General features: G+C 45.3%; 13 protein-coding genes and 1 riboswitch. Of the genes, 6 read left to right on the forward strand and 7 right to left on the reverse strand.

Annotated features, from left to right (window positions below):
• Positions 1-196: 196 nt before the first annotated feature.
• Together GJR95_RS21075 and GJR95_RS21080 are read left to right on the forward strand one after the other, a co-directional pair.
• On the forward strand, positions 197-1,033 hold the full coding sequence (locus GJR95_RS21075) for a 5'-methylthioadenosine/adenosylhomocysteine nucleosidase (RefSeq protein WP_162387740.1): 837 nt from the start codon (positions 197-199) through the stop codon (positions 1,031-1,033).
• Positions 1,034-1,186: 153 nt separating this feature from the next.
• Positions 1,187-2,383: an amine oxidase gene (locus GJR95_RS21080; protein ID WP_162387741.1), complete on the forward strand. Its 1,197-nt coding sequence runs from the start codon at positions 1,187-1,189 to the stop codon at positions 2,381-2,383.
• Positions 2,384-2,737: 354 nt separating this feature from the next.
• On the opposite strand, the gene GJR95_RS21085 is transcribed toward GJR95_RS21080, so the two are convergent.
• The 3 genes from GJR95_RS21085 to GJR95_RS21095 all read right to left on the reverse strand — a co-directional run bounded on the left by GJR95_RS21085 (position 2,738) and on the right by GJR95_RS21095 (position 5,389).
• Positions 2,738-3,466, reverse strand: coding sequence for an esterase family protein (locus tag GJR95_RS21085; protein WP_162387742.1), 729 nt, complete (start codon positions 3,464-3,466; stop codon positions 2,738-2,740).
• 54 nt (positions 3,467-3,520) lie between these two features.
• A complete protein-coding gene (locus GJR95_RS21090) occupies positions 3,521-4,129 on the reverse strand; it encodes a GDSL-type esterase/lipase family protein (RefSeq protein ID WP_162387743.1) in 609 nt (202 codons plus the stop codon).
• A 201-nt stretch (positions 4,130-4,330) separates the two neighbouring features.
• A complete protein-coding gene (locus GJR95_RS21095) occupies positions 4,331-5,389 on the reverse strand; it encodes a homoserine O-acetyltransferase family protein (protein WP_162387744.1) in 1,059 nt (352 codons plus the stop codon).
• A gap of 177 nt (positions 5,390-5,566) precedes the next feature.
• A riboswitch (SAM riboswitch) is annotated at positions 5,567-5,685 on the reverse strand.
• Between the two features lie 189 nt (positions 5,686-5,874).
• Here GJR95_RS21095 and GJR95_RS21100 point away from each other — a divergent pair.
• A complete protein-coding gene (locus tag GJR95_RS21100; RefSeq protein ID WP_162387745.1) occupies positions 5,875-6,201 on the forward strand; it encodes a DUF721 domain-containing protein in 327 nt (108 codons plus the stop codon).
• Between the two features lie 80 nt (positions 6,202-6,281).
• On the opposite strand, the gene GJR95_RS21105 is transcribed toward GJR95_RS21100, so the two are convergent.
• Positions 6,282-7,085 (reverse strand): polysaccharide deacetylase family protein, encoded by an 804-nt coding sequence (locus GJR95_RS21105; RefSeq protein ID WP_162387746.1) that lies wholly within the window; start codon positions 7,083-7,085, stop codon positions 6,282-6,284.
• A complete protein-coding gene (locus GJR95_RS21110; protein WP_232540810.1) occupies positions 7,022-8,035 on the reverse strand; it encodes a glycosyltransferase family 2 protein in 1,014 nt (337 codons plus the stop codon). The genes GJR95_RS21105 and GJR95_RS21110 overlap by 64 nt, the downstream gene beginning before the upstream one ends.
• Before the next feature lie 161 nt (positions 8,036-8,196).
• Here GJR95_RS21110 and GJR95_RS21115 point away from each other — a divergent pair, with 161 nt between their 5' ends.
• The 3 genes from GJR95_RS21115 (at position 8,197) to GJR95_RS21125 (ending at position 11,088) form a co-directional block, all read left to right on the forward strand.
• Positions 8,197-9,183, forward strand: a complete 987-nt coding sequence (locus GJR95_RS21115) for an ion channel (RefSeq protein WP_162387747.1) — start codon at positions 8,197-8,199, stop codon at positions 9,181-9,183.
• Positions 9,184-9,263: 80 nt separating this feature from the next.
• Positions 9,264-10,169, forward strand: a complete 906-nt coding sequence (locus GJR95_RS21120) for a S66 peptidase family protein (RefSeq protein WP_162387748.1) — start codon at positions 9,264-9,266, stop codon at positions 10,167-10,169.
• A gap of 217 nt (positions 10,170-10,386) precedes the next feature.
• Positions 10,387-11,088, forward strand: a complete 702-nt coding sequence (locus GJR95_RS21125; protein ID WP_162387749.1) for a deiodinase-like protein — start codon at positions 10,387-10,389, stop codon at positions 11,086-11,088.
• A 152-nt stretch (positions 11,089-11,240) separates the two neighbouring features.
• Here GJR95_RS21125 and GJR95_RS21130 read toward each other — a convergent pair whose 3' ends face one another.
• Both GJR95_RS21130 and GJR95_RS21135 read right to left on the reverse strand, forming a co-directional pair.
• Positions 11,241-12,311, reverse strand: a complete 1,071-nt coding sequence (locus GJR95_RS21130) for a M20/M25/M40 family metallo-hydrolase (RefSeq protein WP_162387750.1) — start codon at positions 12,309-12,311, stop codon at positions 11,241-11,243.
• 149 nt (positions 12,312-12,460) lie between these two features.
• On the reverse strand, positions 12,461-13,099 hold the full coding sequence (locus GJR95_RS21135; RefSeq protein WP_162387751.1) for a peptidoglycan DD-metalloendopeptidase family protein: 639 nt from the start codon (positions 13,097-13,099) through the stop codon (positions 12,461-12,463).
• Positions 13,100-13,277 lie beyond the last annotated feature (178 nt).

Raw genomic sequence — 13,277 nt, forward strand, 5'->3', positions numbered from 1 at the left:
AAATTTCTTATTTAAGTTTTTTATAACCAACAGTTTACCCCAATAATTTTTATCCGGTATGTAATGAGTCCATGAGTGTACGAAAAATGTCGATTGTGACTACGAGATGCAGTTAATCAGAGAGTAAAACGGTAAATTGGCATATTCTCCTCCTCTCGGCAAAAGGCTGTACCTTGTGATTGCTTAATACAACCGTATGAATAATAAACTCGTAAAAAAACACTTACTCGTTCTGCTGCTTCTTTCACAAACTACCATTGCTCAGCACTACAAACCTCGCTCCATTACAGGCTTGTTAGGCGCATTCGGGGCTGAAGTTGAGTTAGTTAAACAGACGCTGAAAAAGCCCAAAACTGTTGTCGTCGACGGAGTGACATTCACCACCGGGCGCATTGGCAAACACAAAGTCGTTGTGGCCGAAACAGGTATCGGCAAGGTCAATGCAGCCATGACCACGGCTCTTTTGCTCGACCATTTTCGCCCAGAACGCGTACTGTTCACTGGTATTGCGGGTGGCACAAACCCCGATTTACAACCTGGTGACATTGTCATTGCTGGCCGGACCGCCCACCACGACTATGGTTCGATCACCGATAAAAATACACCGACACGGCAAACTCGAAACGTTATCACGAAACAGTTTAATCCGGTTTATTTCCCCGCTGATTCGTCGTTGATGCGATTAGCTGAAAAAGTAGTCACAAGTCTTACGCTGGAAGGAATTCCATTAGCATCTGGTGGCGTTTCTGATCGGCCGGTGAAAGTTATGACCGGTACGGTTGTAACAGGAGACGTGTTTGTTGCATCGTCGGTAAAAGTAAGCAGCTTACGGGCTGAATTTGGCGCAGATGCTACTGAAATGGAAGGAGCGGCTATTGCGCAGGTCTGTTATCAGGTAAAGGTGCCGCACCTGATTATTCGTAGCCTGAGCGATCGTGCCGATGCCGAAGCGCACATTGCCTACGACAAGTTTTATCCCACGGCTGCCCGAAACTCGGCCAAGTTGGTCATCGCTATCGTTCAGGCATTATGAGGATTTACGGCAAATCGCTGACAACGGACCGATCGGCATCGATGAATCATAGTTGGCAATTTATAGCCCCTTCCCTCAGAAAAGCCCAGGATATAAGCTGACCGATGTTTTTTTTAGTCATATTGGATAACTATACACATTTAACCCGAAATTATGATCAGCAAACGTACATTCTTAACGAAGAACCCCTTTCAGTCATTCTGGTGGGCAGGTTATGAATGCACAGATCAACTCAATTGCTTTGGTAATCGGGTGGATTTTCTACCCCTAACGGGACATTTACAACGCTTAAGCGACGATTATAAACACCTTGATTCGTTTGCCATTCGCACGGTTCGGGAGGGTATTCGCTGGAGTCAGGTCGAGAAAACCGCTTATCAGTACGACTGGCATGTGGTTGAACAACTGTTGGCCGAAGGGCATCGGCAGGGCATTCAGCAAGTTTGGGATTTGTGCCATTTTGGTTATCCCGACGATTTGACGCCCCTACACCCGATGTTTGCCCGCCGTTTTGCCGCACTTTGTCGGGCCTTTGTCCATTTCTATCGCGATCTGTATCCCGACGATGAACTAATTGTAACCCCCATCAATGAAGTCAGTTTTATTTCCTGGTTAGGGGGCGATGTGCGTGGTACATCGCCTTATTGCACCAAACAGGGTTGGGAAGTGAAAGTTGGGCTAATGAGAGCCTACATTGAAGGCGTTGCCGCTATGCGTGAAATAGATCCATCAATTCGCATTCTGACGACTGAACCATTGGTACAGATGGTGCCACCGATGAACGCTACCGAACAGGAAATTATAGACGCTGCCATTGCCGACGAAAACCAGTTTCAGTCAGTAGATATATTAGCCGGGGCTATTCGTCCAGAGTTGGGTGGTTCGCCCGAATACCTCGATATTCTAGGGTTTAATTATTACTACAATAACCAGTGGATCAACAAAACCAGTACGTTTTTGGGTTGGGCTGATGCCATTCCTGATCCACGCTGGGTGCCTCTACGGCGATTACTTCTAAAAGCACACCATCGATACAATAAACCCATTGCTCTGACCGAAACCAGCCATCCTGGAATTGACCGGCCCGGTTGGATTAACATGATTGGTCGTGAATGTGCCGCCGTGATCGAAGCAGGTGTACCGCTTTGGGGTGTTTGTTTGTATCCGATCATTGACCGGCCCGACTGGGACCATCTGGATCGCTGGCATCATTCCGGATTATGGGATGCTGATCTATCGGTCGATCCACCGGGGCGCGTGTTGTATGAGCCGTATGCCAATGCGTTGTTAAATGCCCAGCGCATTGTCGGGAATAGTCTCCTGGAGCCGCAGCAATGGCCTGTAGAATAGATAGTTAACTATTAAGGCTAAATTGCCAAAAGTACATTTGTAAAAACGCTGAGCGAAACAAATTACAGCTAAAGCACGATACAAGGCTACTGGCACGCTTACGGGTGGAATCGGCAAAATGATATATAGAGGGTAAACAGTTCTCATCAACAACTAATTAGCTGTTAATGAGAACTGTTTACCCTCTTCTTCCCTGTATTTTATGGAAAAACTTCTAACGTTGCCTGTATGTATTCTGGCATCCACAACACGGTTTGGCTAGAAACTTATGACAACAAAAAAACGATTTTTGTGCATCATTAACTGGAGCCATACCTGGATCTGGCTGCTAAATTGCCCTCGTCAGAATAACGACTAGAGGTATATCTGCACCATTTTGTACCAGTCGTCGGCCTGATGAGCCCGCCCATCCCAGATGTAGAATTCGTGCGATACGTTTTTTAGCCCAAGGGTTTCGCTTAAGGCCAGATTACTGTTCAGAAACGGGTCGGCAGCTCCCACAGTCATCACAATCTGCATTCGTCGCAATTCGTCGAGGACAATACCATCGCCCAAATTCGGGAGGAAATGATTGGGGTTATGGAAATAAATATCCTCATCGTAATAATTATCGAATAACCCCCTGAACTCAGCTACCGGAGCCGATAAATCGTATCGGCCACTGAGTGCCACTAATTTGCCAAACCATTGCGGATGACGAAAGGCAATGTTTGCCGCATGATAGGCTCCCAAACTGCATCCGTGCGAAATCATGAAGGGCTGCGGATTTTTCAGACGCGAAAACGGCAGAACTTCATTCAGAATATACTCCTCATATTGCCCATGCCGCTTAATACGTTCTGGTGGAGGAATATAGCGGTTATAAATACTTTCCCGATCAACGCTATCAACACAAAAAAGCTGGAGCCAGCCATTTTCAAGCCGGTCGGCCAGGGCATTTACAAGCCCCAGTTCTTCATACTCATAAAAACGACCTCGTCGGGTCGGAAAGACAAGTACACGAGCCCCCGAATGGCCGAAGACAAGCAACTCCATGTCACGATTCAGATTTGGACTGAACCATTTATGATACTCACGATGCATAAGGAAGGTGATAGATTGGGTGAAATTGCATCAGAGAGGGCAAATCAGGCTAACTTAGTAGGTAAACAAATTATTAAAAATCTGCGATTCCTGTAAGATCCGTTTCCATACCTGATAACCAGCCGGGTTAAGATGAAGTCCATCTCCTTCAAAAAAATCGCGACGTGGCCGACCATCGCTAGCCAATAAGGGCGAAGTCATGTCGATGGTTCGAAAAGCAGGGTTTTTAGCCACTTCGTCGGTAATGAGTTTGTTTGTCAGGCGAATATTATCGCCAATTCCCCAGCGTGCCGGACTAAGTTTGATCGTTAGAAAAAACAGCGGTACATCGGGTAGCTCCCGGCGCATTTTTTCGACAAGCGCGCAAAAAAACAGGTAAACTTCCTCAGGATGCCGACCGTCGCCCAGATCGTTGTCACCTGCGTAAAATACAATGGATTTAGGATTTGCCGGAACGACCAGCCGATCAAAAAACCAGGCACAGGCCGCCAATGTTGAACCGCCAAATCCTAAATTAAGCGTATCGAGTTGCGGAAAATCCTGAGCCAGCGTCGACCAAAGCCGAATCGATGAACTACCATAAAAAACAACCCGATCGGATGCGGGATGAGCTAACTTAATTTTGGCTTCGAGTTGCCGAACGTCGTCTTCGTACCAGACCATCTGGTTATTGTATGATTAAGGGTTGCCTAATGGCTTCTTACAACCCGCATGGGTAGATTACTGCACCAGAATGGGTTAACTCATAAGCTGACAAATGTGTTGTCTAATCTTTATGAACCCTTTAGGCATTATAGAATAATTTTTTTCAGTGATGCTACCCGCTCGTTGAAGAAAGCTTCATGCTAATGAAGGAATAATGCGTTACTTTTTTACTGTTTCGGCCATTTTGTTTGAATCAGATGCGGCTGAAGCCATCCATTTCCGGAGAATGCTGCCCAATGGCCGGAATTCGATCAGAAAGCCGTCGTGGCCATATAGGGAATCAATCTCTTCGTAGACGGCATTCGGAATATGCCGGGCCAAAAACTGCTGTTCGGCTGTTGGAAACAGCAAATCGGAACGAATACCAACTACCAGAGCGCGAGCTTTTATCTGGTTGAGTGCGTTCAGAATGCTACCTCGGTTTCGGCCGACATTGTGCGAATCCATTACTTTCGACAGTGTCCAGTACGTAAAGGCATTAAATCGATCGGCTATTTTTTCTCCCTGATAGCGTTGATAGCCAGCCGCTTTGTAGCCATCGAGTTGTTCATTGTTATCGAGAGCCTGCGTAAAGCCATATGTATCGTAGTTACGATAAGAAATCATGGCCATAGCCCGAGCGGCCCTCATCCCCGACATGCCTGCATCGTCGCGTTGTTCGATCCAGGTAGGGTCGGCTTCAATAGCCATACGCTGCGCTTCATTGAAGGCAATACACCAGGGCGATGCTACCGCGCTGACAGCAATCAGAACCAGATTTTCGATTAGATTCGGGCGCAGAATTGCCCATTCAACGGCTTGTTCTCCGCCAACAGATCCACCAATACAGGTATGAATTTTATCGATACCCAGCTCCTGCCGTAACAAGTCCAGCGCTTCAACCATATCGCGGATTGTAATTGTCGGGAAATCATGGTAGAAGGGTTTCCCTGTAGTTGTATTGACTGAGAGCGGCCCGGTCGAGCCATAACAGGAACCGAGAATATTGGCACAGACGATGAAGTCGGTATCGGGATTAAAATATTTGCCTGGCCCTACCATGCCATTCCACCAGTCGCCGGGGTCGGCATTACCAGTCAAAGCATGACAAATCCAGACAACGTTAGATCCATCGCTGTTCAATGTACCGCGTGTCGTGTAAGCTAACCGAAAACCCGGTAAGCTTTCTCCCGACTCAAGCGGGAACGAATATTTATAGTTAAAATAATGGATGTCCAATGGATAATGCGTTTTCTGCCCTAACGTTTTCAGGAATTATGGAGGCATAACTACGCTGAAAACCATAAACATATGGAACCGCACAAAACCACTCCCGGTTAGCGGTGCGATGAGGTGAGTGATGCTTAGTAGGCCTCGTAGGGCATACAGTGCCGTTTGTAGCGCATGTGAATAAACGATTTATAGTCCCTAACCGTCCGCTTTTGCGGTTGCTTTAGGCAGGAGTTAGCACCTTGCCATGTGGTAGGTTGCCAGCGATTCACAGAGCCTGATCTCTCCTCGCTTCTTTATAAATCAATTGACGTCGGTATGAAATGATTGACGTCTGGCAATTGACTTGATACCGCAAGTATACTAGCCAAAGCGCGCCAATCCAAACACAGACTCTATTTTCTGACCGTTGCCTTATTTTTTTTGACTTCGTTGTCGAGTAAGGTTTATTTAATCGGGCGGATATTTACTTTTGTGGCGAAGACACCCCCCCAATGAATCAATCCTACCGTTACAACCGTGAGAATGCTACCCGAGTAGCCGGAACTACAACTGTGAAGGATGCAATCGGGCAGTTGCTGAAAGCGTATCAACTTCAGACTCGCTTCAACGAAACGTACCTCGAAGCCTTTTGGGGACGTATGATGGGGCCAACGATTGCATCGCGAACAAACCGTCTCTACGTTAGGGACCGAAAATTACATATCGAGATCGCTTCGGCTCCCCTGCGTAACGAACTCGTCAATGCCAAGCAGAAACTAATTCAACTTGTTAATAAAGACATGGGTACCGATGTTATCGATGACGTGGTATTTATCTGAATAAGTTAGATTTTAAAACCGAAAAAGGCATTACTGGTCAGTAATGCCTTTTTCGGTTTTAAAAAATCCTGGCAGACTTCTTACGATAAGGAGCTGGCAAATTCGTGCATTGTGCTAAACTCGCCTTGTGGCTTTAAATAGCGAAGTAGTGCCTCAACCCGGTCAAGTAATTCCTCCCGGGAATGACGCCGAACATAAGCCGGGATCTTTTCATAGCCCGACAGGTCCGTAAACTCCCAGGGGTGAACGTATAAATTCAGAAAGCCATCAGCTCGAAGCGTTTGCCTGCATAGTTGTTTATAATAAGCAAACGGAAAGTTTTTTAGACTTAGCCAGAAAAGCGGCAACCGTAGGGTAGGCGTAACGGATGCCGGGATTTGCCAGACACCTGCTTCCCGGAATGGATGCCGTGGTTCGCCCCAGTGATTATAGCGACCAGGGAGCCAGGTCGGATGCAATGATGAATTATACTGATAGCCTGCCTGTTCAACATCGTTGGGGTCGACAAAACCCATGCGCGCGCGCCGGAAGCCGGTTACCGGACGATTAAGTAATTTCTCCAGCGTTAATCTGGATGTCAGTAAATCAGCAGGTTCGAAAGTCGTGTGGAAATAGCCGTGGGACGCAATTTCGTGCTTACCAGCTAGCTGACAGACTAATTCGGGTTCATGAAGGGCATAATTAGCCGTAGTGAAAAGCGTGGTACGAGCCTCAACTGCATCAAAGCGTTCGGCCAGCAAACGCAGACCCCGCGTTGAAACGGCCACTTGCTCACTCAGTGGAATGTTGTGACCGAACTCAACCGCAGTATCAAACTCCTCTACATCAACGGTGAATAATATTTGCCTCCCAGGGGGTGTTGCTCTTTGGTTGGGGCTTCCCATGTTGTAACGGTCTCCTCAATGTCGCTTGTGTCGCCGATGATATAAGCCGGGCGTTGTTTTACTTCCACAAACGTTTTCCCCAAATATACGCCGATGATCCCGATTATGATGAATTGAACACCACCGATGAGCAGCATCAACAGGACTAGCGTAGTCCAGCCAGAAACGGTCGCATTTGTAAAATACTTTTCGTAGAGGACTTCCGCCCCGAATAAACTGGCAAACATGAACATGCCGAAGCCGAGCAGAACAGACAAATACAAGGGCTTGGTAGAGAACGAGGTGATACCCATGGCAGCCAGATGCATCATCTTGCGAAATGAGTACTTAGAACGACCTGCGTAGCGAGCGGCTGGTTGATAGAGAATCCGGCATTGGCGGAAACCTACCCACGAAATCGCCCCGCGGAGGAACAGATCATTTTCCTTGAAAGCCTTCAGGGTGTCGATAACTTTGCGGTCGAGTAACCGGAAGTCAGCTGCACCATCTTCAATTTTAAGGCCTGAAATATTTCTCAGCAGGCTGTAAAACTTTTTTGACGTTGTACGCTTGAACCAGGATAATTTTGGATCGGGCTGCCGAACCGTATAAACGACCTCGAAGCCTTCGCGCCATTTACTGATCAGCGTAGGGATGAGTTCGGGAGGGTGCTGGAGGTCTGCATCGAGACAGATTATCGCCTGACCTCTGGCATTTTCATAACCAGCACGAAGGGCCATCTGATGACCAAAGTTGCGGGAAAAAGAAAGAAACCGTACTACAGGATACTCTTTGCTTAACTGCCGAAGCACAAAGCGAGTCTGGTCAGAACTGCCATCGTCAACGATCAGTATTTCATAAGATCGATACGGCTCCATAACGGCCATGAGCCGATGTACTAAAACGGGTAAGTTCTCTTCCTCGTTATAGGCTGGTACGACTATACTAATCATACCTTCAGATGATTTCATTGTATCTTCGTGGATTAAGAACCGTTACGGACGGTTTCTTTAAATTTTCTGCTAAAATAAGTATTAATACTTAATATTTTATCAATAGATGAATTAAAGTTGTTTTAAAAGTTGCCTTTACCGTCAAAAATTTACTAAAAGAGCACTTCTCTATAGACTATATGAATACTTTGCCAAAACAGAATTTACAGGGACGGAACAGTCAACTTGTTGAACAAGAGGAGCAAAGGCGTGATTTAGGGTTCGGAACAAAGCTCGGTGATACCTATTCTCGATTAATCAACAAAGATGGTAGTTTTAATATATTTCGTAAGAACGGAACATTTTGGGATCAACTAAATCTCTATAATCGGCTGATTACCATCAAATGGTTGCCTTTTTTAGGCTTAGTCTTGGTATTTTATCTCATTGCGAATGGCTTTTTTGCCGTAGTATATATGCTGGCTGGCGCTGAGAATCTTCAGAGTACCTCGGACCAATCATTTTATGGACCTTTCTGGAAAGCTTTTTTCTTTAGTTCTCAAACGCTTACAACTGTAGGATACGGACATATTGCCCCTACTAGCTTTCTGACTAGTATTATAGCCGCTTTCGAGTCAATGATGGGATTACTGTCGTTTGCTTTGGTAACCGGACTCCTGTACGGCCGGTTTTCGCGACCATCTGCTCATATTAAATTTTCCCAACGGTCAGTGTTTGCGCCTTATCTGGATGTAAATGCCTGGATGTTCCGGATCATTAATGCACGGTCACACCAGTTGATCGATGTGCTGGTAGAAGTAACTATGTCGCGCATGGAAACTAAAGCGGATGGAACGAAGCACCGTAATTATTATTCCTTAAGTCTGGAGCGGAAGAAAGTAACGTTTTTTCCAACTAACTGGACCCTGGTCCACGCTATTACGAATAAAAGTCCATTACATGGCTGTACGCCCGAAGACCTTGCCGAATCTGATACTGAATTCTTAATTTTGCTCCAGGCAATGGACGATACATTCTCGCAGGTAGTTCATCGACGGTATTCGTATCGGTATGATGAAGTTCTTTGGGGACACAAATTTCGCCCCATGTTTGACAGTGGCCAAAGCGGTATTGTTAATCTCGATCTTGAGAAACTGGATGATACTGAAGAAGTTGAGCTTAACTAGTTCTCGGTTCAAGGTAGTTTAGTTGCTCATGATGTAATTAAAGGCAAGCCTACTGTGTGAACCATAAATTGTAAACCGAATTGATTTCTCCTCCATTTCTGCGCCCTGGCGATACGGTCGGAGTAGTAGCTCCTGCCAGTTGGTTTCCATATGAAGAGTTAGTTGATGGATTGCGTATCCTGCGCGACGACTGGAAACTAAATGTACTGGAAGGTGATAGCCTACACGCCATTGATGGCCCATTCGCCGGTTCCGATGACCTTCGGCGGGCGGATCTGCAACGCCTTTTTGATGATCCATCCGTAAAAGCAGTTTTTGCTGCTCGGGGGGGCTACGGATGCTACCGAATTGTAGACCAATTAGACCTGACCTGCTTACACGAGAGCCCCAAATGGCTCGTCGGCTTTAGCGATATAACCGTTTTGCTAAGCCTGTTCTACAAGCATGGAATTCAGAGCTTGCACGGGTTGATGCCCCGCCAATTTGGATACCCTGACCGCTCTCAATCGCTTGAATCGGTGAGGCAATGGCTATTTGGCGAGATACCAGCGCACTATGCTGTGCCTGCCCATTCGCTTAACCGGATAGGTGAGGCAAAGGGGTCGCTGGTTGGTGGCAATCTTACCATGCTTGTTAATTCGCTGGGTACGTCTACAGATATCGACTTTTCAGGATCGATTCTATTTATCGAGGATATAGACGAAACACTTTTCTCGCTCGATCGCATGATGACTCAACTTCGTCGGGGAGGTAGACTGGCGAAGTTAGCAGGTTTGGTAGTAGGCCAGTTTTCCGATATGCGCCTTAATCCATCGTTACCATTTGGCAAAGACGCGTTTTCAATAATTGCCGATTCGGTGTTCGAGTATAATTACCCAATTATTTTTGATTTTCCCGCTGGCCATGTAACGTACAATTTAGCTTTACCAATTGGGCGAACAGTCGTTATGAAAGTTGACTCAGAAAAAGGAGAGCTATTATTCTGAAATATTCCTGAATAGACCGGTTTTGGAGTAGTTTTTTAATATTATTTTAATAATAGAATAGATTAAAAATATATATTCATACATAAAATAACTTCTCCTATACAATTAAAAACGGCATCGGTTACGGCGAATGTAAATTTACTTATTGATTATTATTTTTTAGTAGCTGACTAGTAAATTTCACTTGCTGTAGTGGTGTAAAACTACTACCAGCGTTATGAACATGTGGCAAGTGAAAAACCTATACTGGGTGTCTGCTATAGCTATGCTTGTATTTGGTTGTGAGAATGCAAATAATGATAAAATACCGATAGATACCGACAAAATTGTCTTAATGACGTCAAAAGGTATTAAAAATAATTATAAAAATTTTGATAAAATTGGCTATAAAAAAGGAGATAAAATTCTGGATTTTACCTTATTTTCTCTCGATGGAATCCGTTTTAATTTTTCGGAAATATTAAAAATCAATAAACCTATTTTATTGATTTCAGGCAGTTATACATGTGATATTACCCGCCGTAATATGGTTGATATAAACTCAATAGCTGCCAAATATAAAAACTTTGTTGATGTATATTTTATCTACACCATTGATGCTCATCCTTCAGATACTGCGGGGCCATATTCAAAAGATAACCGCTTGCAATTAACCTCTGAAAACATCAAAGAACATATTGATGCCAAACAACCTAAAACGTATGGCGAACGAAAACTGCTAGCCAGGCTCTTACAGCAGAAAAGCTATGTTATTCCCCCTATCCTTATCGATAATCCAGCTAATAGTTTTTGGTTGTCTTTTGGTCAGTCGCCTAATACGGCCTATTTAATTAAACCAAACGGAACAGTCTATTTTAGACAAACGTGGTTTCGTTTTCGTGATTTAGATGAGATAATCAGAGCTATTATTCGGCAATAGAGCATTTGGTACTTAATTATTACTTCATGCCTGGGCATTTTCAGATGGTTTAAATGCGGTTATCTGTCATACCTGATTAATTGTACAGCTATTTCTGCCAATAATCTGGTTATAATCAACTAGCCGGTCAGCAACCGGCTAGTTGATTGACTTTATTTGATATAGCGGAAATCTTCTCCACCTTTCAACGCCAGCAACGTTTCATACATGAGTTTAATCACATTCTGAACATCGTCTTTGTGAACAGTTTCGACAGTTGTATGCATGTATTTCAACGGAAGTGAGATCAGCGCAGACGCAATGCCTTCAGTGGCGTAGGCAAAGGCGTCGGTATCCGTTCCGGTCGAACGACTAACGGCCTGCCGCTGGAATGCAATGCTTTGCTGGTCAGCAACACCGATCATAAAATCAAGCACATTGTTTTGTACCGCAGGACCATAACACAACACCGGACCATCGCCACATTTAAGATCTCCCTGCTCTTTTTTATCGTATCTCGGCGATTGGGTGTCGTGTGTCACATCGGTACAAATGGCAAGATCGGGCCGGAGCCGACGGGCAATCATTTCGGCCCCACGTAAACCGATTTCTTCCTGAACCGCGTTGACCACATACAGCGTAAATGGCAGCGTTACGTTATTTTCTTTCAGGAGCCGGGCAACTTCAGCGATCATAAACCCGCCCATGCGGTTATCCAGGGCGCGACCAACGAAATAGCGATCGTTTAACTCCATCAAGCCATCAGAGAACGTACACACCGTACCGACGTGGACTCCCATATCCAGCACTTCCTGTTTGGTTGCTGCACCAATATCGATAAACAGATCAGTTACTTTAGGGGCAGTGTCTTTAGCGAGGTCGCGGACGTGGATAGCTGGCCAGCCAAATACGCCTTCTACAACACCCTTTTTGGTATGTAGATTGACTCGCATGGAAGGAGCTATAACGGCATCGGAACCACCATTTCGTCGGACGAATAGATAACCGTCGTCAGAAATAAAATTGACGAACCATGAAATCTCATCGGAGTGAGCCTCAATGACCACTTTATAGTCTTTCCCTGGCCCTATGACTCCTACTGCCGTGCCGTAGGTATCCACAATATGCTCGTCGATATAAGGCTTTAGGTAATCCAGCCAGATCTGCTGCCCCGACGATTCAAAGCCAGTTGGCGAGGCATTATTAAGGTACTGATACAGAAAGTTTTTACTGTGTTCGTTCATTGTGTGCTGAAAATAAGCCATTCATGGCTGGCTAAAGAGCCAACTCGAAATAGTGAATAAATGAAAATCAAATATAGGCTATTGCTTAACGTGCCAAACTTTAAGGCGCAAAAACTAATCAGTAATACTGAGATTAGATGAGGGAAGTTTTATAAACCCCGAATGCCCAGAAGATCATTGGGATTCGGGCAGATCGCCAGAAACTTCGCACGATCGCTTATTGTGCAAACGCCAGGAAAGTCACCCTGGCGGCCAAGCATATCGGTCATGAGTTGAAAATGGAGGTGTGGAGGCCAGTCACCATTTTCGGGGTAGGGGCCAATCTCCCCGATTTTATCGTCGACGTCAATTTGCTTTCCCACATATAGCCCATTCAGCGACGAACGCGTAAGATGACCGTAGAGGCTATAGAGCGGTTTCCTGCCAAAAGTATGTTCCAGAATAATGGTTGGGCCATAGTCGCCGAAGTTGGCATTGTCCTGAAAGCTATGGACGATCCCGGCTAAGGGTGCAAAGACGGGCGTTCCGGCTTCGGCCCAGAAGTCAATGCCGAGGTGAATCTCGCGGGGTTCTTCCTGGGTATTAAAGTGTTCGCTGCGACGGTAAATGACGCGGTGTTCGTTATAACCACCAAGGCCGACTTTAACGCCTGCTTCCTGTAGTTTCCCGGAAATATAATCAGTAAAGAGGTGCGTATCGGTTAAATCAAGCAATGCCAGGTCAGGATTTGTGGCCGACAAGTTGAGTAGTAAATAGGTATCTTTCTGGAAATTGAAGGGAAGAAGCATACGCAATGAGTGACGCAAAAGGTAAGACTAATTCAAAAGTTAAGAATTCTTTCGTTAAAACTATTAAGAATTGGCAATCGTATACTTTACAATCCTACAGAAACGTTGGAGTACTCTAACCACAATAGAAGGCTATGAAACGCAGTAGTGCATCTGGGATTTTATGTGTTTTCATCAG

Source organism: Spirosoma endbachense (genome assembly GCF_010233585.1).
Classification (GTDB): Bacteria; Bacteroidota; Bacteroidia; order Cytophagales; family Spirosomataceae; genus Spirosoma; species Spirosoma endbachense.

Coding starts and splice junctions, on each gene's coding strand:
- GJR95_RS21075 (WP_162387740.1), top strand. CDS start 197: ATGAATAATAAACTCGTAAAAAAACACTTACTCGTTCTGCTGCTTCTT.
- GJR95_RS21080 (WP_162387741.1), top strand. CDS start 1,187: ATGATCAGCAAACGTACATTCTTAACGAAGAACCCCTTTCAGTCATTC.
- GJR95_RS21085 (WP_162387742.1), bottom strand. CDS start 3,466: ATGCATCGTGAGTATCATAAATGGTTCAGTCCAAATCTGAATCGTGAC.
- GJR95_RS21090 (WP_162387743.1), bottom strand. CDS start 4,129: ATGGTCTGGTACGAAGACGACGTTCGGCAACTCGAAGCCAAAATTAAG.
- GJR95_RS21100 (WP_162387745.1), top strand. CDS start 5,875: ATGAATCAATCCTACCGTTACAACCGTGAGAATGCTACCCGAGTAGCC.
- GJR95_RS21105 (WP_162387746.1), bottom strand. CDS start 7,085: ATGGGAAGCCCCAACCAAAGAGCAACACCCCCTGGGAGGCAAATATTA.
- GJR95_RS21110 (WP_232540810.1), bottom strand. CDS start 8,035: ATGAAATCATCTGAAGGTATGATTAGTATAGTCGTACCAGCCTATAAC.
- GJR95_RS21115 (WP_162387747.1), top strand. CDS start 8,197: ATGAATACTTTGCCAAAACAGAATTTACAGGGACGGAACAGTCAACTT.
- GJR95_RS21125 (WP_162387749.1), top strand. CDS start 10,387: ATGAACATGTGGCAAGTGAAAAACCTATACTGGGTGTCTGCTATAGCT.
- GJR95_RS21130 (WP_162387750.1), bottom strand. CDS start 12,311: ATGAACGAACACAGTAAAAACTTTCTGTATCAGTACCTTAATAATGCC.
- GJR95_RS21135 (WP_162387751.1), bottom strand. CDS start 13,099: ATGCTTCTTCCCTTCAATTTCCAGAAAGATACCTATTTACTACTCAAC.